The sequence below is a fragment of the Paraburkholderia bannensis genome, from assembly GCF_014200455.1.
Taxonomy (GTDB): Bacteria; Pseudomonadota; Gammaproteobacteria; order Burkholderiales; family Burkholderiaceae; genus Paraburkholderia; species Paraburkholderia bannensis_A.
This window is the reverse complement of record NZ_JACHBW010000010.1, coordinates 99,641-116,990: the sequence shown is the minus strand read 5'-3', so window position 1 is coordinate 116,990 and position 17,350 is coordinate 99,641. Positions and strand designations below refer to the sequence as shown.

Genomic DNA, 17,350 nt, shown 5'->3' with positions numbered 1-17,350 from the left:
ATGCGCGCCGGGAGCGCGATGGCGCGCAACCTCTCGTATACTTGCCTTCCAACCCTCATAAGATCCGGCTCGCGCAAACCGCGTTGAACAAGGCTTGCGCGCCGCCGGTCAGCTCCAGATTCGACAGTTCGACAAGAAGAAAGGAGGTCGACATGTTTCAAGGCCATGCAGCCGCAATCGCCGTGCCCATGCAGACGCGCAAGCGCGGGCTCGTTCATCAGATCATCAAGGGTATTGCCATGATGGCCACAGCCGCCGCATCCGTTGCCGCTCCCCAGGCGTTCGCGCAATCCGGCGCGGGTGCAGCGACCGCCGCCAACGGCGTCTACGATCTGATCGTCGGCACCTATACGGGCGGCAAGAGCGAAGGCCTCTATGTCTACCGCTTCGACTCGAAGACGGGCGACGCGCAGCAGGTGAGCGTCGCGAAGACGGTGAATCCGTCCTACCTGGTCGTGAGCCACGACAAGCGCTTCGTCTACGCGGTGAACGAACTGCCCGGCGACAACGGCCCGGCCACCACGCGCGGCGACGTGAGCGCATTCGGCTTCGATGCCGCGAGCGGCCAGCTCACCTTTCTCGACAAGGTCTCGGCCCAGGGCAACGATCCGTGCTACCTGAGCCTGTCGCCGGACGGCAAGTATCTGTTCGTTGCCAACTATTCGGTGGCGGCCGATCCGGGCGGCAGCTTCGCCGTCTTGCCGGTTGAACCCGACGGCAAGCTCGGCCAGTCGGTGCTGAGCGTGCATCACGAAGGCGGCGGCCCGGTGAAGGGGCGCCAGGACAACGCGCACGTGCATTCGACGGTGTTCTCGCCGGATGGCCGTTATCTGTTCACGCAGGATCTGGGCACGGACAAGCTCTGGACCTACCGCTACACGCCGGACGGCACGCGCGGCCTGGTGAGCCCGGCCGAGTGGCGCTACACCGACGTGAAGGCGGGCAGCGGCCCGCGTCACCTCGTGTTCGGCAACGACGGCCGTCACGCGTACCTGACGAGCGAACTCTCGGGCACCGTGAGCGTGTACAACTATGACGACGGCCGCCTCAAGCTCGAACAGGTCGAGAAGCTGGCGGACCCCGACTTCAAGGGCGCGGTGGGCGCAGCGGCGCTGCATCTTTCGCCGGACGGCAAGTTCCTGTATGTCTCGAATCGCGGCGACGCCAACGACATTTCGATCTTCGCGGTCGATCAGACGAGCGGCAAGCTCAAGCGCGTCGGCCGGCAGGCGAGCCTTGGCAAGGCGCCGCGCGAGTTCGCCATCGACCCGACTGGGCAGTGGCTGATCGTCGGCAACCAGAACAGCGATACGATGTATGTGTTCCGCCGCGATCAGGAAACGGGTTTGCTCGAAGCGAATCCGAAGAAGATCGACATCGGTTCGCCGGTCGACTTCAAGTTCGTGACGCCTTGATGCGCTCGCGTTAGTCGTTAGCCATCAGCCTGCTGACAAAAAACGCCGCGTGGATCAGCTCCACGCGGCGTTTTTCTTTGCAGCTTCAGACGAGGCGGTTTATTCCGGCTGCCCCGGCACGAGCACTTCGCGGCTGCCGTTGATGCCCATCGGCGAGACAAGGCCCGCCGCTTCCATCTGTTCGACCAGCCGGGCCGCGCGGTTATAGCCGATGCGCAACTGACGCTGCACCGATGAGATCGACGCGCGCCGCGTGCGCACGACGAACGCGACGGCTTCGTCGTAAAGCGGATCGGCTTCGGCCTCGGGCGACTCGCCGAACAGGTCTTGCGGCGCGCCTTCGCCAGCCGGGCCGTCGAGAATGCCGTCGACGTATTCCGGCTCGCCGAACTGTTTCAGATACTCGACCACCGCATGCACTTCCTCGTCGGCGACGAATGCGCCGTGGATGCGCTGCGGATAGCCCGTACCCGGCGGCAGGAACAGCATATCGCCCTGACCGAGCAGCGATTCCGCACCCATCTGGTCGAGAATCGTGCGCGAGTCGATTTTCGACGACACCTGGAACGCCACGCGCGTCGGAATGTTCGCCTTGATGAGACCCGTGATGACGTCCACCGACGGACGCTGGGTGGCGAGAATCAGGTGGATGCCCGCCGCGCGGGCCTTCTGCGCGAGGCGCGCGATCAGTTCTTCGATCTTCTTGCCCGCGACCATCATCAGGTCGGCGAGTTCGTCGATCACCACGACGATCATCGGCAGCGGCGAGAGTGGCTCGGGCGCTTCCGGCGTGAGCGAGAACGGGTTGCCGATCTTGCGCTCGTTGGCTTCGGCGTCCCGGATCTTCTGGTTGAAGCCGGCGAGATTGCGCACGCCCACCGCCGACATCAGCCGGTAGCGCTTTTCCATTTCGCCCACGCACCAGTTGAGCGCGTTGGCCGCGAGCTTCATGTCGGTCACGACCGGCGCGAGCAGATGCGGAATGCCTTCGTAGACGGACAGCTCCAGCATCTTGGGGTCGATCATGATGAGGCGCACGTCTTCGGGCGTCGCCTTGTAGAGCAGCGAAAGGATCATCGCGTTGATCGCCACCGACTTGCCCGACCCGGTGGTGCCCGCGACCAGCATATGCGGCGCCTTGGCGAGATCGGTGACGACCGGCAGGCCGACGATGTCCTTGCCCATCGCGATCGTGAGCTTCGATTGCGAGCGCTGGTACGGCGTCGATTCGAGGATCTCGGACAGACGAATCATCTGACGGCGCGCGTTGGGCAATTCGAGACCCATGCAGGTCTTGCCGGGAATCGTTTCGACCACGCGGATCGACGTGAGGCCGAGGCCGCGCGACAGATCCTTCATGAGGCCGACGATCTGGCTGCCGCGCACGCCCAGTGCAGGCTCGACTTCGAAGCGCGTGATGACCGGGCCCGCGGACGCACCGACCACCGTGACCGGCACCTTGAACTCCTGCAGGCGCTGCTCGATCAGCTGGCTGGTTTCGGCGAGCTTTTCCTCGGAGACGTATTCGATTTCCTGCGACGAGCGCTCCAGCAGATCGAAGCCCGGCAGTTCGACCGCCGAGGCGCTGAGCGGCTGGAATTCGAACGACGTCGGCGCGTGGCCGCGCACCGGCTGGCGTGCGGATTCTGCCGTGGGCGCGGGTGGCGGCGCTTCGGCAGGTGCGGCAAATGTGACTGGTGCTAAGGCCGTGGGCGCAATCGCGGGTGCCTGCGCGGGCGCTTGCTCCCACGGTGGCGTGAGGCCTGCGGGCGGGGCGATGGGCGCGATCGGCGCAATCGGCGCAATCGGCGCAATCGGCACGATAGGGTCGAGCGGAGCGAAGCTGGTCGCCGCGCCCGGTTCCGGCGGAAGGTGCCATGCGGGCGCAGGCGGGATCGGCGCGATGGGAACGACTGCTGGTGGCTCGACCGATGCTGCTGGCGTGAGTGCCTGTTCCCACGGCGGCACGACCGGCGAACCCGGCTCGATTGCGCCTGGGGGCTGAATGATCGGCATGTGCCACGCAGGCGAGGCCAGCTCGACTTCGAGAGCTTCGGTGGTGCTTGCACCGGCAGGAACTGCAGACGTGATCGCGTCGGTTGCGGCTGCAGCCGTTTGGGGCGCAACGATGGCTGGAGCAATCACGTCGATTGCCGCACTCGCGGCTTCCGGCGTGACGGCTGCCACGGACTCAACAGCGGCCGCTGCGGCGACTGGCGCGGCGTTGGCAAACGGCTCGCTGACTGGCTGCGGCTCGACTGGTGCGCTTTCAACCGGAGCAGGGGCCGGACGAACCAGCTCGATAGCTGGCGCTTCGGTCGCGAAGCTGGCTTGCGCAATGAGAGGCTCGGGTTCGGGCTCTTGTTCTGCCGGTGCGGATTCAATCGGTTCAACGTCAGAGGCGACGGGTTCTTCAACCGGCACGGCTTCGTGAACAGGCGTTTCGTCGTGCACTTGCGGCGCGTCAGCGGTCACGACGCCCGGGCAGGGCTGAGCTTCGACGATGGCCGGTGCATCGGCCTCGACATTGGGTTCTTCCGCGGCATTCGCTTCTTCCTCTTCGGCGGCTCTCGCAATGAACGTCGGCAGCGCAGCGCTGAATGCGGCAGTGAAGGCGTCGACGGCAGGCAACAGCGGAGCGACTTCGGGCTGCGGCGTTGCGATGCTCGTCACGGGCGCGTGCGCAATCTGCGCTTCGACTGCCGGTTCCTCGATTGCCGGTTCATCGATTGCCTCCTGCGGTTGCGCGACCTGCGCCAGTGCCGTCACGAGGCGCGGGAAGCGCACGATGTTGCTGGCGGACTCGAGCGCCGGTTCCGGTTGCGAGACTTCGGGCTCCGGTGCGCGCTCGACGGCCTGCGCCGTGTCGACGTGCGCGAGCGCAGGCTCGGGCGCTTCGGCTTCGGCTTCGTCGGCCACCGGTTCGTCGTCGAGCATCACCCACGGCATGCCGTTGTCGAAGTTCGGCCAGTTCACCGGCGTGTCCTCGGTCGCGGCAGGCTCCGCAGCGGGGGCAGGCTCATTCTCTTGTGCACCGACGAGGAAATCGGGCAGATCGGGGGCCGTGCCCTCGCTTGTGTCGATAGACGGTGCTTGCGCTTGCGCGGTCGCAACGGGCTCGGGCCCGGTATGAACGGTTTCAGGCAATGCAACCGGCGCTTCGCGAACTTCAGGCGCGGGTTCGTGCCCGGCCGCGCTCGACGGTTCCGCGAGGGTGTGGGCAGGCGCTTCGGGTACTTCAGCGGCAACGTGCTCGCTGTGATCCACTACGTCAACCGGCACTGCAATCTGCGGCGCGGCCAGCGGCGCTTGCACGAGTTCAGGCGACGCCGCCGGCGACTCGGCAACGTTGGCGACCGGCGCTGCGTCGGCCTGCACCACCGGCTCATCGACACTGTTGCGGCGCGCGAGGCTCGCGCCTGCCAGCGACGTCCAGCGCGCGGCGTTCTCTTCGATCGAGCGCAGCGTTTCGAGCACGCTGGAGGAGAGCGGCGCCTGTTCGGCGGCGGGCGCGGGCGTGGTCGGGCGCGAGTAGGCGGGCGTGACTGGGCTGACCTCGGCCAGCGGTGCGGTGACCGGCGCGGCGATTTGCGGGCTGATAGGGGTCGGCGTGCGTACGGCGGTGCTGGGCGTCGTTTTGGTCGGCCACACGAAGGGGCGCGCTGGCTTGGCCTGGTGGCGCGGTTGCGGCGCGGCGGCGGCAGCCGCGCGTGCGGCCGTGCTGCCCGCGACCGGCGGCGGCGCGCTGCGGCGCGCGGGAGCCGGGCTCGCATAGGGCGAAACGATCGGATCGACCATGGCCGGCGCAACGCTGCGCGGCATGACGGGCACAGAAGCGGTTGACGCGAGCGGCGCAGCCTTTGCGGCTTGCGGCGCGAGCGGCGTGGGAGGAGCCGGCGGGCGCATCGAAGGTGCGCGAATCGGCGTGCTGCCGGGCGTCGCGGCCATGGCACCGCCCGACGTGGGGCGTGCGGGGGCAACGCGCCAAGGCGGCGTCCCGCCCGCAGCGCCAGCCATCGCGGCACCCGCCATCGCCGCGCCTTGCGCGCCGGAACCTGCGGCTGCCACCGCGACACCGCCCAGACCGGTCATCGCCTGACGCTGAACATCGGCAGGGAAGGGCGCGGCGGCGGCCGGCATCGGCGCGCCACGGCGAATCTCGCCAGCCATCGCGCCCGCTTGACCGGATTGGCCAGCCTGGCCCCCGCGCAGCCAGCCAGCGGGCGCAGTCGGTTCGCTGCGCGCCCACGCGGCCGAGTGGCTCGGCGGCGGCGAAGCGAAATCCGGCTCGGTGCGCCACGGGGAATTGCCCGTCGGCGCGACGCCAGGTGCGCGTGCCGCGCCTGCGCCCTGCGCGGCATTCGCGCCCGCCGCTGATGCACCCGTTGCAGCAGCACTCGCTGCCGCGCGCTTGCCCGGCATCTGCGGACGCCAGACCGTCGGGCGCTTGCGCGGCGGGTCGTCGTGCGGAGCGGGGGTGCCTGCGCCCGAGCCGATATTCGGCCCTTCGCCCGCGGCGAGACCGCCGCCCAGTCCGAGCGCGCTACCCAGACTGCCCAGGCCCGCGAGCCCGGCGCTCATGCCGGTCGCTGCGCCCGACGCCTTCGCGCCGTCCTGCGCCGCGCGGCGGCTGCGGCGCGACACGCGCTCGCCGTCCTCGTCGTCGTCATGGGACGGTCGGATGTTCAGGCCAAGGCCGAGCGAGACGTCGGCCCAGACGAAAAAGTCGCGCCAGCGGAACTCGATCAGCCACGGCAGGCTGATGAAGAACAGCGCCGTCATCGCGAGCGGGGCGGCGACGTGGCCGATCAGTTTGCTCAGGCCACTACCCAGCGCGTGGCCGAGCGCGTCGAACCCCTCGATATTCAGGAGCGAGGCTTCGAGCGCGCAGCTCGACAGCAGCACGCAAAAAAAGCCGAGCCACAGGCGGATCGTGCCGGGGCCGCGCAGTCCCGCGCCGCCGGGCAGCACCGACTTCACGAGACGCCAGATCAGAGGGATGAACCAGACGGCCGATAAGCCGAACCAGCCAGGAACTACCGTGTGCATGCCAGAGATCTACGATGAAAGTTTGGGCAAGGTGTCGAGTGTAACCGCTCGACCCTGGTGCGCCGCCATGCGCGTTGTCGCGGCGCCGCGTTGGCGGGGGAGCATCGTCAGGGAAGCAGTCGGCCAGTCGACAGGAAACCTGGAAAACGCGAAGGAAACACGCGACGAATATTCGGAGCAAGCAGGAGCAAGCAGCAGCAGTCGTCAGCAAAGTCAGCAGCAAAAAAACAGCCGCGCGGGATGAGCGCGCGGCTACGGGGCAGTGCGCTAGCGCTTCACTGACCCTGCTGACCTTGCGTCGCGGAGGCAGCCGCGGGGACGGCTGCGCCAGCCTGTGCAAACGTCAGGTGATCGCCGTTTTCCAGGATGAGCAGCAGCGCCTGCGGCGAGCGCATCTGCACGCCGGTGCGGGCGATATGCGCGAGCGCGTCCAGATACGGGCCTTCGATCTCGCCCCCCGCGCCGACGCACGCCATGCGCGTGCCCGCGAGCTGGTCGAACGACAGCAGGCCGTTCTTGAGCGTGTAGCGGCCCATGTAGCGGTTGCAGCCCGAGAAGCCGCTGGCGCGGCGCTGGCCGTTCGCCGTGGACAGATCGAGGGTGAGCGGACGCGCGGGCGGCGCGGCTGCCGCGCCGGCATCGGCGCTCGCGCCCGGAATGGCGCGCAGCGTACCGTCGGCGCGCTTCCATTCGACGAGCTGCCATTGCGTGTTGTCGAGCAACTGCGTGGCGGCGGGATTGAACGGGTCGGGCGCGGGTGCGGAAGCGTCCTGGTGAACCGGCAGCTTGCATGCGGCAAGCATCAGTGCTGCGCCGATGGCGGCCGCGAGCGGCGCCGCGCGCGACGCGAGCAGGCGCGTCATCGTTTGCCCGGCGGGGCGTGTGCTCAAGCGGTGGGACATCGCATTTCCTCGTAACTGGCGAAGGCGTAAGCGTAACGCACCAGGAGACGCCATGCGAGCGCAAACGTTCGCTATTGGGTGACTTCTTCGCGCGAAAGCCCTTCACCTGTAACAGTTAGTTGGAAACAGCGGCGATGGACCGCATTGCACCCGCATTGGCCATCCGGCCAGGCAAAACGCATGGGGTGCGCGTGTTAACATCGACGCTTCCTCGCATTCGTGCGTCATCCATGGAGCGCGCGCCCGTCGTGCGCCTCGTCGTCATTTTTCACCGTGATTTCTGGAGACATCATGCAGACCGGCCCCCGCATCGGCACGCCGCTTTCCGCTTCCGCCACCCGTGTCATGCTGCTCGGCGCTGGCGAGCTGGGCAAGGAAGTGATCATCGCGTTGCAGCGCCTTGGCGTCGAGGTGATCGCCGTCGACCGTTACGAGAACGCGCCCGGCCACCAGGTCGCGCATCGCGCGCACGTCATCGACATGGCCGATCCCAAGGCGCTGCGCGCGCTGATCGACGCTGAGCGTCCGCATCTCGTGGTGCCGGAAATCGAGGCCATCGCCACCGATGCCCTGGCCGCGGTCGAATCCGAAGGCGTGGCCGAAGTCATCCCCACGGCGCGTGCAGCCCAGCTCACGATGAACCGCGAAGGCATTCGCCGTCTCGCCGCCGAGGAACTCGGTCTGCCGACCTCGCCGTATGCGTTCGCCGATTCGCTCGACCAACTGAAGGCCGGCATCGCCACGGTGGGTTACCCGTGCGTGGTGAAGCCGGTGATGTCCTCGTCGGGCAAGGGGCAGTCGGTGCTGCGCAGCGACGCCGATGTCGAGCACGCGTGGCAATACGCGCTTGCGGGCGGCCGCGTCAATCATGGCCGCGTGATCGTCGAAGGCTTTATCGATTTCGAATACGAAATCACCCAGTTGACGGTGCGCGCGACCGACTCGGGCACCGGCCAGGTGCAGACGTATTACTGCGACCCGATCGGCCACAAGCAGGTGGACGGCGATTACGTCGAATCGTGGCAGCCGCAGCCGATGAGCGCGAAGGCGCTGGAACGCTCGCGCGAGATCGCCCACAAGGTTACCGAGGCGCTGGGCGGGCGTGGTCTGTTCGGCGTCGAGCTGTTTGTGCGCGGCGACGAAGTGTGGTTTTCGGAAGTCAGCCCGCGCCCGCATGACACGGGGCTGGTCACGCTGGCTTCGCAGCGCTTCTCGGAGTTCGAACTGCACGCACGCGCGATTCTCGGTCTGCCCGTCGATACGACGGCGCGCGGCCCGAGCGCATCGGCGGTGATTTACGGTGGCATGGATGCGCGCGGCATCGCTTTCGAAGGCATCGCCGATGCGCTGGCCGTGCCGGGCGCGGACCTGCGCCTGTTCGGCAAGCCGGAAAGCTTCGTCAAGCGCCGCATGGGCGTTGCGCTCGCGACCGGCGCCGATCTCGAAGAAGCGCGTGCACGCGCGCGGGCCGCCGCGGCGGCGGTGCGTCCGGTGGCGGCCGAGGCGTCGAAGTAAAGCGTCGAAGTAAAGCGTCGAAGTAAAGCGTCGAAGTAAAGCGTCGAAGTAAAGCCGCGCGGCGGCGCTCATGGTCGCCGCCCAGGCGCGCGCAGCTTGATGTCGCGTAAGCCGCGCGCGCCGCATATGCCCGATAATCGCGCGCTCGGTCGACGCGCACTCGCAACACGCCGTCGGCGTATCGCAGCTTATTGTGTCGGCAGAGGCAGGGAGGTGAGGATGAGCAGGTCGCGTGTGTTTCGTTTTGCTTGCTGGGTGAGCGCGCTGTCGTGCGCTTTTGCGTTGTCGGGTTGCGGGCTGGCGGCAGCGCCTTGCCGCGTGGCGTCGGCGGGACTGAAGATCGTGCCACTGGTCGGCCACGTCGCGGCGGCGCCCACCGATGCCTGCGCCGACGTGATCGATCCTTGATCCGCGGTTCCGATTTTTCCTCCCAACCGGCTCCAACCGGCTCCAACTGGTATGCCACCTCAGGAGTACGCCTTGATCGATCCCCGCAGCGGTGTATCCCGTTTCCTCGCGCTCTGTAGCGCGCTCGCGGCAGTTGCCGTCCCGGCCGCACATGCGGCATCGGGCAATGGCAATGGCGGCGCGCCGCTCGCCGTGCGCGACATCCACGTGCAGTCGCGCCAGACCTTCAGCTATACCTGCGCCAGCGGCAAGACCTTCAAGGTCAGCTATTTCAACGCGTCCAACGGCCAGAGTTTCGCGCTCGTGCCGGTCGACGGCCGCAAGATGCTGCTCGTCGGCGTGGTGGCGGCCTCGGGCGTGAAGTATGTCGGCGACCGCTATGCGTGGTGGACCAAAGGCCCCGGCGGCGATCTCTACGACACCATGGCCGACCCCAATGCCAAGCCCATCGTCGCCGGTTGCGCGACGATCATGCGCTAGTCCCGCCGCCCTCACACCTTCACACCTTCACGCCTGCGCGCCTGGCGACGCATTCCGTCCTGCGGGAGTAATCTGTCGGCCATGCGATGGGCGGCGGCCCTCGCTCCTATCTGCGAGGTGGTCGATGAAGGCATCGGATCTGTTCGTGAGGGCGCTCGAAGCCGAGGGCGTGGAGTACATCTTCGGCATTCCGGGCGAGGAAAATCTCGATCTGCTTGAGTCGCTGCGGCGCTCGAAGATCCGTCTGATTGTTACGCGCCACGAGCAGGCCGCCGGTTTCATGGCCGCCACCTATGGGCGGCTGACAGGACGCACGGGCGTGTGTCTTGCCACGCTTGGCCCCGGCGCGACCAATTTCGTGACCGCCGCCGCCTACGCGCAACTGGGCGGCATGCCGATGCTGATGGTCACCGGCCAGAAGCCCATCAAAACCAGCAAGCAGGGCCATTTCCAGATCGTCGACGTGGTGCGCATGATGGAGCCGCTCACCAAATACGCGCGCCAGATCGTCTCCATCGGCAATATTCCGGCGCTCGTGCGCGAGGCGTTCCGGCAGGCCGAGCAGGAGCGCCCGGGTGCGGTGCATCTGGAGTTGCCCGAGGACGTCGCCGATGAAGAGGGCGACGGCAAGCCCATTCCCAAGAGTTTTAGCCGCCGCCCGGTTGCCGAGGAAAAAGCGGTCGCGCATGCGGTGGCGGCGATCTGTTCGGCACGCCATCCGGTCCTGATGATCGGCGCGGGCGGCAACCGCAAGACCACGCGCAACGTGTTGCGCGAATTTGTCGATCAGACCGGCATCCCGTTTTTCACCACGCAGATGGGCAAGGGCGTGATCGACGAGTCGCATCCGCTGTGGCTGGGCAACGCCACGCTCTCGGATGGCGACTTCGTGCACCGCGCCATCGAGCACGCCGACTGCATCATCAACGTCGGCCACGACGTGATCGAAAAGCCGCCGTTCTTCATGCGCAGCGCCGAAGGCAAGACCGTGATCCACGTGAACTTCCTGGGCGCGGAAGTCGATCCCGTCTATTTCCCGCAGATCGAAGTGGTGGGCGATATCGCCAACGCTGTCTGGCAACTGAAGGAAGCGCTCAAGCCGCGCCAGCACGAATGGGATTTCGCGCGTTTCGAGGAGATCAAGCGCCACTTCGACGCCCATCTCGCCAAAGGGCAGCACGACGAACGGTTCCCGATCTATCCGGTGCGGCTCGTGCACGATGTCTATCAGGCAATGCCCGAGGACGGCATCCTGTGTCTCGACAACGGCATGTACAAGATCTGGTTCGCGCGTTACTACCGGGCCCGCGAGCCGAATTCGGTGCTGCTCGATAACGCGCTGGCCTCGATGGGCGCGGGTCTGCCTTCGGCCATCGCCACCAAGATCGTGCATCCCGAGCGCAAGGTGGTGGCGGTATGCGGCGACGGCGGCTTCATGATGAATTCGCAGGAACTGGAGACGGCGGTGCGCCTGAAGCTCGACATCGTTGTGCTGCTGCTGCGTGACGACGCTTTTGGCATGATCCGCTGGAAGCAGGAAAACATGAATTTCCCCGATTACGGCATGACGCTGCAGAACCCCGATTTCGTCGATTACGCGCGCAGTTATGGCGCGCACGGGCATCGCGTGACGGCGGCGGACGAACTCGGGCCGCTGGTCACGCGCTGTTTCGCCGAGCCCGGCGTGCATGTGATCGACGTGCCGATCGATTACTCGGACAACGAGCGCGTGCTCAATCGCGAGATCAAACGGCTGAGCGCGCAGCTTTAACCATCGCATTGGTATTGCAAACATCGTCGGCGCGGCCTCACCTGCTGTGACGTGGCGCGCCGCGTTTTTCCGGAGAACGCGTCATGCTCAAAGCGACTTATCCGTACTACCTGGCGAACGAGGCCGTCGCCGCCAACACCGACCTGGAAGTGACCGACAAATACAGCGGCGAAGTCGCCACGCGCGTGGCGCTCGCCGACGGCCGGGCGATCGACCAGGCTATCGCCGCCGCCGAGGCCGCCATGCCCGCGCTGCGCGCCTTCCCGCCGTTCAAGCGCCAGGCCGTGATCGATCACTGCGTCGCGCGTTTTCGCGAGCGCTTCGACGAACTGGCGATGGCGCTGTGCATCGAGGCCGGCAAGCCGATCAACGATGCGCGCGGCGAGGTCACGCGCCTGATCGACACCTTCCGCGTGGCCGCCGAAGAAAGCGTGCGCATCGACGGCGACATCGTGAATCTGGAAATTTCAGCGCGCGCCAAGGGCTATCACGGCTACGTCAAGCGCGTGCCGATCGGCCCGTGCTCGTTCATCTCGCCGTTCAACTTCCCGCTCAATCTGGCCGCCCACAAGGTTGCGCCCGCGCTGGCGGCGGGCGTGCCCTTCGTGCTCAAACCCGCGAGCCGCACGCCCGTGGGCGCGCTCATCATCGGCGAGATTCTGGCGGAAACGGATTTACCCAAGGGCGCGTTTTCGATCCTGCCCGCCCATCGTGACGGCGCCGATCTCTTCACCACCGACGAGCGTTTCAAGCTGCTGTCCTTCACCGGTTCGCCGGCCGTGGGCTGGGATCTCAAGAAGAAGGCGGGCAAGAAGAAAGTGGTGCTGGAACTGGGCGGCAACGCGGCCGCCATCGTCGATGCGGACCAGGGTGCGAAGCTCGATTACGTGGTGGATCGGCTTGCGTTTGGCGCGTACTACCAGTCGGGGCAAAGCTGTATCGGCGTGCAGCGCATTCTCGTGCACGCGTCGCTCTACGACGCGCTGCGCGACAAGCTGATCGCCAAGGTCAAGACGCTGAAAATGGGCGATCCGAAGGACGAAACCACGTTCGTCGGGCCGATGATCTCGGAGTCGGAGTCGAAGCGTCTGGCGGGCTGGATGGAGAGCGCGGTGCTGGCGGGCGCGAAGATCATTGCGGGCGGCAAGGTGGACGGCGCGATGTTCGAGGCGACGCTGCTGGAAGACGTGGGCCGCGGCACCGATCTGTATCGGCGCGAGGCGTTCGGGCCGGTGGCGATTCTCGAACGTTTCGACGATTTCGGCCAGGCGCTCGACATCGTCAACAAAAGCGATTTCGGCCTGCAGGCAGGCGTGTTCACCGATTCGCTGGCCCATGCGCATCGAGCGTGGGACGGGCTCGATGTGGGCGGCGTGGTCATCAACGATATTCCGTCATTTCGCGTCGATAACATGCCGTATGGCGGCGTGAAGGATTCGGGCCTGGGCCGCGAAGGCGTGCGCTACGCCATCGAGGATATGACCGAGTTGCGGCTCATGGTGATGCGTCAAACGTGGTGAAGCGTTAAAGCAGGGCAGGGCGGCGCTGCGGATCTGGCCGGGCCGTAACCAGTCAAGGGGCCTGACCATAAGCGCCGCGCCGTTGCAGAAGGCCGCCCTTGGGGCCATAGGGATTTATGCCAAGGTGTTACAATACCGGCCTTTCGCCGGATTGCGCCTGCTCGATCGAGCGCCGCGCCGGCAGCACCCAGGCGGCCAGGTCAAACCGGCACGAGCCGCTACGCAGCCAGGTGCGCGCGCCGTCAGGGCCCGTGCATCGATGCGTAAATAAGGGAACGAGCCCCGGTGATCTCACCGGGTAAGTCGAGCGCAGTGGGTGCAAAAGCGGGTCGAGCGCGGCAGCAAGCCTGCGCACCCCGTGCCAGAGCACTCCCGTCCGCGCAAGCGGCCCGTTCCGCAAGCTGTCCGCCACGACCGGCGCTGCCGGTCGCTCCCGGGCAATCCAGAGAGACAAGGCCGCGCGCCTTGCACCATCTGCCAGCACGACCGCAGTCCCGCAGTGATTATTTGAGGCGCATGGCGCCTCGTGCGCCTAGCGCCTTTATAGCGAAACCCACCATGTCCGACACCGACGTCAAGCCCAGCACTGCGACCTTCGATCAGTTCGGCCTCGCGCCCGACATCCTCAAGGCGATCCAGGAGCAGGGCTACACGACGCCCACGCCGATCCAGGCGCAGGCCATTCCCGTGGTCCTCACGGGCCGCGACGTGATGGGCGCCGCCCAGACCGGCACCGGCAAGACCGCCAGCTTCTCGCTGCCGATCCTGCAGCGCCTCTTGCCGATGGCGAGCACGAGCGCCTCTCCCGCACGCCATCCGGTGCGCGCGCTGATCCTCACGCCCACGCGCGAGTTGGCCGACCAGGTGGCCAGCAACGTGCGTACCTACGCGCAGCACACGGCGCTGCGCAGCGCCGTGGTATTCGGCGGCGTCGACATGAACCCGCAGTCGGACGAGCTGCGCCGCGGCGTCGAAATCCTGATCGCCACGCCCGGCCGTCTGCTCGACCACGTCCAGCAGAAGACCACGAATCTCGGCCAGGTGCAGATGCTCGTGCTCGACGAAGCGGACCGCATGCTGGACATGGGCTTCCTGCCGGACCTGCAGCGCATCCTGAACCTGTTGCCGAAGGAGCGTCAGACGCTGCTGTTCTCGGCCACGTTCTCGCCGGAAATCAAGAAGCTCGCCGCCACCTATCTGCGCACGCCGCAGACCATCGAAGTCGCGCGCAGCAACTCGACCAATGCGAACGTCACGCAGATCGTCTATGAAGTCGCCGAAGGCGACAAGACCGGCGCGGTGGTGCAACTGATCCGTTCGCGCGGTCTGAAGCAGGTGATCGTGTTCTGCAACAGCAAGATCGGCGCGAGCCGTCTGGCGCGCCAGATCGAGAAGGCCGGCATCGTGGCCGCCGCGATTCACGGTGACCGCTCGCAGAACGAACGCATGCAGGCGCTCGACGCCTTCAAGCGCGGCGAGATCGAAGCGCTGGTGGCCACCGACGTGGCCGCTCGGGGTCTCGATATCGCCGAATTGCCGGCCGTCATCAATTTCGACCTGCCGTTCAACGCCGAAGACTACGTGCACCGTATCGGCCGTACCGGCCGCGCGGGAGCGACCGGCGATGCGCTGTCGCTGTGCAGCTCGAACGAGAGGAAGCAACTGGCCGATATCGAGAAGCTGATCAAGCGTCCGCTGACGGTCGAGCATCTGGTCGTGGATACGCCGGTGGCGCATCACGAAGGCGGCAGCCGCCGCCGTGAGCGCGACGGCCACGAAGGCCGTGAAAGCCGCGAAGCGCGCGGTGATCGCGAGGGTCGTGGCGAGCGCAGCGAGCGTGGTCATCGCCGCACGGGGAGTTTCGATCGTCCGCATCATCACCGTTCGCAGCCTGTCGACGACTTCTTCCTGAAGCCCTACGAGCCGTCCGCCGCCGCGCGCAGCAAGACCGAGAGCAAGCCCGAGCAGGCCGCCGCGCCGCAAAAGTCGAAGCAGCCGCTGGCCGCGCTGCTCGGCGGACTGGGTTCGTCGTGGCGCAACAAGCCGACGCCTTCGTCGTCGTCCTGATCTGACGCGTTCCAGACGTGAAAACGGCGTGCGGGTGAAAACCCGGCACGCCGTTTTTTTCGCCTGCGCTTTTATGCTGGCAGGTGCGTGAGACGCCGCTTCCAGGCGTCGATTGCATCAACCTGAAAGGCGTCGATCGAGACGGGCGCGGGTTCGCACAGTTCGAGCCCCAGATGTTTCGCAGCGGCGAGTAAGGCTTCCAGCGGGCGCGACACGTCGAGCGCCTGCGCGCCGGTCTGCTTCGAAAGCTTTTCGCCTTGCGCATTGGTGACGACGGGCACGTGCAGATACGTTGGCGTCGGCGCTTTCAGGCACTGTTGCAGCCAGATCTGGCGCGCGGTGGAGTCGAGCAGGTCCGCGCCGCGGACGATGTGCGTGATGTCCTGCGCGGCATCGTCCACGACCACGGCGAGTTGATAGGCCCATTGCCCATCGGCGCGCAGCAGCACGAAATCGCCCACTTCGTTCGCCAGATCCTGGTGCTGCGGACCTTGCCAGCGATCGTCGAAGCGGATCAGCGCGGGGTTCCCGGCGTTTTGATCGGCGTTTTGATCGGCGTTTTGGTCGGCGTTTTGGTCGGCGTTTTGGTCGGCCTGATCGGCCTGATCCGGCTGATCGTCCGGCACGCGCAGGCGCCACGCGCGCGCGGTCTTGCCGTGCAGGCCGTCGCGGCAGGTGCCGGGATAGATCAGCGTGGTATTGCGCCGGTGCGCGTGCAATTGCGAATCGGCGATTTCCTTGCGGGTGCAACCGCACGGGTAGACGTGGCCCGCAGCGATCAGCGCGTCGAGCGCCTCGCGATACAGGCCAATGCGCTGGCTTTGCCGCACCGGCGGTTCATCGGCGTGAAAGCCGAAGCGCCCGAGCGTGGCGAGAATGTCCGCAGCCGCGCCGGGCACGGTGCGCGGGCCGTCGATATCCTCGACGCGCACGAGCCACGCGCCGCCATGCGCGCGCGCGTCGAGCCAGCTCGCCAGCGCTGAAACCAGCGAGCCGAAATGCAAAGGGCCAGTGGGCGAGGGCGCAAAGCGCCCACGATACCCACGTTTGCGGCTGGCGGGTGCGCTCACGCGCGTGTTACGCGGCGTGCGCTGCGGCGGGGGTGCCTGCTGCCTGCTCGCGCGCCGGATGGCACGCCGGGCAGCTCTTGCCGATTTCGTACAGCGGCGAGGCCTGTTCCTCGGCCGTCACCACGGCGCGGCACGCGAAGCACTGCACCTTGTCGGTGGGTTCGAGTTGCGGGTTCAGCGCGGTGCGCTGGTCGAACACGAAGCAATCGCCGTTGTAATGCGCGCCGCCCACTTCTTCGAAGTACTTGAGAATGCCGCCTTCGAGCTGATAAACGTGCTCGATCCCCACTTCCTTCATGTGGATCGCGGCCTTTTCGCAGCGGATGCCGCCGGTGCAGAACGACACCACGGTCTTGCCTTCGAGATCGGCGCGGTTGGCTTCGATCACAGCGGGAAATTCGCTGAACTTCGTCAGACGGTAATCGAGCGCCTTGTCGAAGGTGCCGACGTCGATTTCGAAGTCGTTGCGCGTATCGAGCATGACGACAGGACGGCCTTCGTCGTCGAAGCCGCGATCGAGCCATTCCTTGAGCACGACCGGCGCGACCGACGGCGCGCGGCCTTCTTCGGGACGGATCGCCGGCTTCTTCATCGTGATGATTTCGCGCTTGAGGCGCACCAGCATGCGATTGAATGGACGGTCTTCGGAGAAGCTCTCCTTGAACTGCAGCGTGGCGAATTTGCCTTCGAAAAGCGGGTCGGTACGCAGGTAATCCATGAAGGCGCGCACGTTCGGCTCGTCGCCGGCGACGAACAGATTGATGCCTTCGGGCGCGAGCAGGATCGTGCCCCGCAGATCGAGTTCATTGCAGCGCGCGAGCACGAGCGGACGCCATTCGGCGGTCTTGTCGAGCGTCGCGAACTGGTAGGAGGAAAGGTTGAGGATACGCATGGCCAACAAACACTCAAAGCTGATTCGGACGGGCCCGCAGTCAGAGAAGCAGTTAGAGCAGCGGTCAGTGAGGCGGGCGCAATCCACTATTATCCCTCAACCGGGCGGCGAGTCGCCTGCAGCGCGTTGTCCCGGCGGCCACAGTGTCGCGCGGCGCTGACGGTGCGCAAGTTCGCGCGCTGATTTCGCCTCGCTGTCGGCACGCGCGCAAACTCGCCGAAACCGCTGCGCCCAAGCCGCCGGCGGCGAAAATCGCCGGAC

12 protein-coding genes are annotated in these 17,350 nt (G+C 66.5%); 8 read left to right on the top strand and 4 right to left on the bottom strand.

From position 1 onward, the window contains the following. The first annotated feature begins 188 nt into the window (after positions 1 to 188). Complete coding sequence (locus tag F4827_RS17925; RefSeq protein ID WP_409258812.1) at positions 189 to 1,415, top strand: lactonase family protein; 1,227 nt, start codon at positions 189 to 191, stop codon at positions 1,413 to 1,415. A gap of 99 nt (positions 1,416 to 1,514) precedes the next feature. Here the strand turns inward: F4827_RS17925 and F4827_RS17920 are convergent, their stop codons facing one another. Further along, positions 1,515 to 6,464, bottom strand: a complete 4,950-nt coding sequence (locus F4827_RS17920; RefSeq protein ID WP_183725499.1) for a DNA translocase FtsK — start codon at positions 6,462 to 6,464, stop codon at positions 1,515 to 1,517. On the opposite strand from F4827_RS17920, the gene F4827_RS17915 reads away from it, so the two are divergent. Then, a complete protein-coding gene (locus tag F4827_RS17915) occupies positions 6,463 to 6,708 on the top strand; it encodes a hypothetical protein (RefSeq protein ID WP_183725497.1) in 246 nt (81 codons plus the stop codon). The genes F4827_RS17920 and F4827_RS17915 overlap by 2 nt on opposite strands. A 31-nt stretch (positions 6,709 to 6,739) precedes the next feature. Here F4827_RS17915 and F4827_RS17910 read toward each other — a convergent pair whose 3' ends face one another. Beyond that, positions 6,740 to 7,366 carry an META domain-containing protein gene (locus tag F4827_RS17910; RefSeq protein WP_183725495.1) on the bottom strand — a complete coding sequence of 209 codons (627 nt, stop codon included), beginning with the start codon at positions 7,364 to 7,366 and terminating at the stop codon, positions 6,740 to 6,742. Between the two features lie 291 nt (positions 7,367 to 7,657). Here F4827_RS17910 and purT point away from each other — a divergent pair, with 291 nt between their 5' ends. From purT to F4827_RS17880, 6 genes are all read left to right on the top strand, one after another. Beyond that, positions 7,658 to 8,881, top strand: a complete 1,224-nt coding sequence (gene purT / locus F4827_RS17905; protein WP_183725493.1) for a formate-dependent phosphoribosylglycinamide formyltransferase — start codon at positions 7,658 to 7,660, stop codon at positions 8,879 to 8,881. Positions 8,882 to 9,100: 219 nt separating this feature from the next. Beyond that, positions 9,101 to 9,289, top strand: coding sequence for a DUF6726 family protein (locus tag F4827_RS17900; protein ID WP_183725491.1), 189 nt, complete (start codon positions 9,101 to 9,103; stop codon positions 9,287 to 9,289). A 72-nt stretch (positions 9,290 to 9,361) separates the two neighbouring features. Beyond that, positions 9,362 to 9,769 carry an MliC family protein gene (locus tag F4827_RS17895; RefSeq protein WP_260175275.1) on the top strand — a complete coding sequence of 136 codons (408 nt, stop codon included), beginning with the start codon at positions 9,362 to 9,364 and terminating at the stop codon, positions 9,767 to 9,769. Between the two features lie 124 nt (positions 9,770 to 9,893). Then, positions 9,894 to 11,540 (top strand): acetolactate synthase large subunit, encoded by a 1,647-nt coding sequence (locus tag F4827_RS17890; protein ID WP_183725486.1) that lies wholly within the window; start codon positions 9,894 to 9,896, stop codon positions 11,538 to 11,540. 83 nt (positions 11,541 to 11,623) lie between these two features. Continuing rightward, on the top strand, positions 11,624 to 13,060 hold the full coding sequence (locus F4827_RS17885) for an aldehyde dehydrogenase family protein (protein ID WP_183725484.1): 1,437 nt from the start codon (positions 11,624 to 11,626) through the stop codon (positions 13,058 to 13,060). Positions 13,061 to 13,618: 558 nt separating this feature from the next. Beyond that, positions 13,619 to 15,127 (top strand): DEAD/DEAH box helicase, encoded by a 1,509-nt coding sequence (locus F4827_RS17880; protein WP_183725482.1) that lies wholly within the window; start codon positions 13,619 to 13,621, stop codon positions 15,125 to 15,127. A gap of 71 nt (positions 15,128 to 15,198) precedes the next feature. Here F4827_RS17880 and gluQRS read toward each other — a convergent pair whose 3' ends face one another. Both gluQRS and F4827_RS17870 read right to left on the bottom strand, forming a co-directional pair. Then, entirely contained in the window at positions 15,199 to 16,197 is a 999-nt protein-coding gene (gene gluQRS, locus F4827_RS17875) for a tRNA glutamyl-Q(34) synthetase GluQRS (protein ID WP_183725479.1), read from the bottom strand. A 7-nt stretch (positions 16,198 to 16,204) separates the two neighbouring features. Then, complete coding sequence (locus tag F4827_RS17870; RefSeq protein ID WP_183725477.1) at positions 16,205 to 17,089, bottom strand: sulfurtransferase; 885 nt, start codon at positions 17,087 to 17,089, stop codon at positions 16,205 to 16,207. Positions 17,090 to 17,350 lie beyond the last annotated feature (261 nt).

Excerpts from the sequence above, each read along its gene's own strand:
- F4827_RS17925 (WP_409258812.1), top strand. The coding sequence starts at position 189 with ATGCAGACGCGCAAGCGCGGGCTCGTTCATCAGATCATCAAGGGTATT.
- F4827_RS17915 (WP_183725497.1), top strand. The coding sequence starts at position 6,463 with ATGCCAGAGATCTACGATGAAAGTTTGGGCAAGGTGTCGAGTGTAACC.
- F4827_RS17920 (WP_183725499.1), bottom strand. The coding sequence starts at position 6,464 with ATGCACACGGTAGTTCCTGGCTGGTTCGGCTTATCGGCCGTCTGGTTC.
- F4827_RS17910 (WP_183725495.1), bottom strand. The coding sequence starts at position 7,366 with ATGTCCCACCGCTTGAGCACACGCCCCGCCGGGCAAACGATGACGCGC.
- purT (WP_183725493.1), top strand. The coding sequence starts at position 7,658 with ATGCAGACCGGCCCCCGCATCGGCACGCCGCTTTCCGCTTCCGCCACC.
- F4827_RS17900 (WP_183725491.1), top strand. The coding sequence starts at position 9,101 with ATGAGCAGGTCGCGTGTGTTTCGTTTTGCTTGCTGGGTGAGCGCGCTG.
- F4827_RS17890 (WP_183725486.1), top strand. The coding sequence starts at position 9,894 with ATGAAGGCATCGGATCTGTTCGTGAGGGCGCTCGAAGCCGAGGGCGTG.
- F4827_RS17885 (WP_183725484.1), top strand. The coding sequence starts at position 11,624 with ATGCTCAAAGCGACTTATCCGTACTACCTGGCGAACGAGGCCGTCGCC.
- F4827_RS17880 (WP_183725482.1), top strand. The coding sequence starts at position 13,619 with ATGTCCGACACCGACGTCAAGCCCAGCACTGCGACCTTCGATCAGTTC.
- F4827_RS17870 (WP_183725477.1), bottom strand. The coding sequence starts at position 17,089 with ATGCGTATCCTCAACCTTTCCTCCTACCAGTTCGCGACGCTCGACAAG.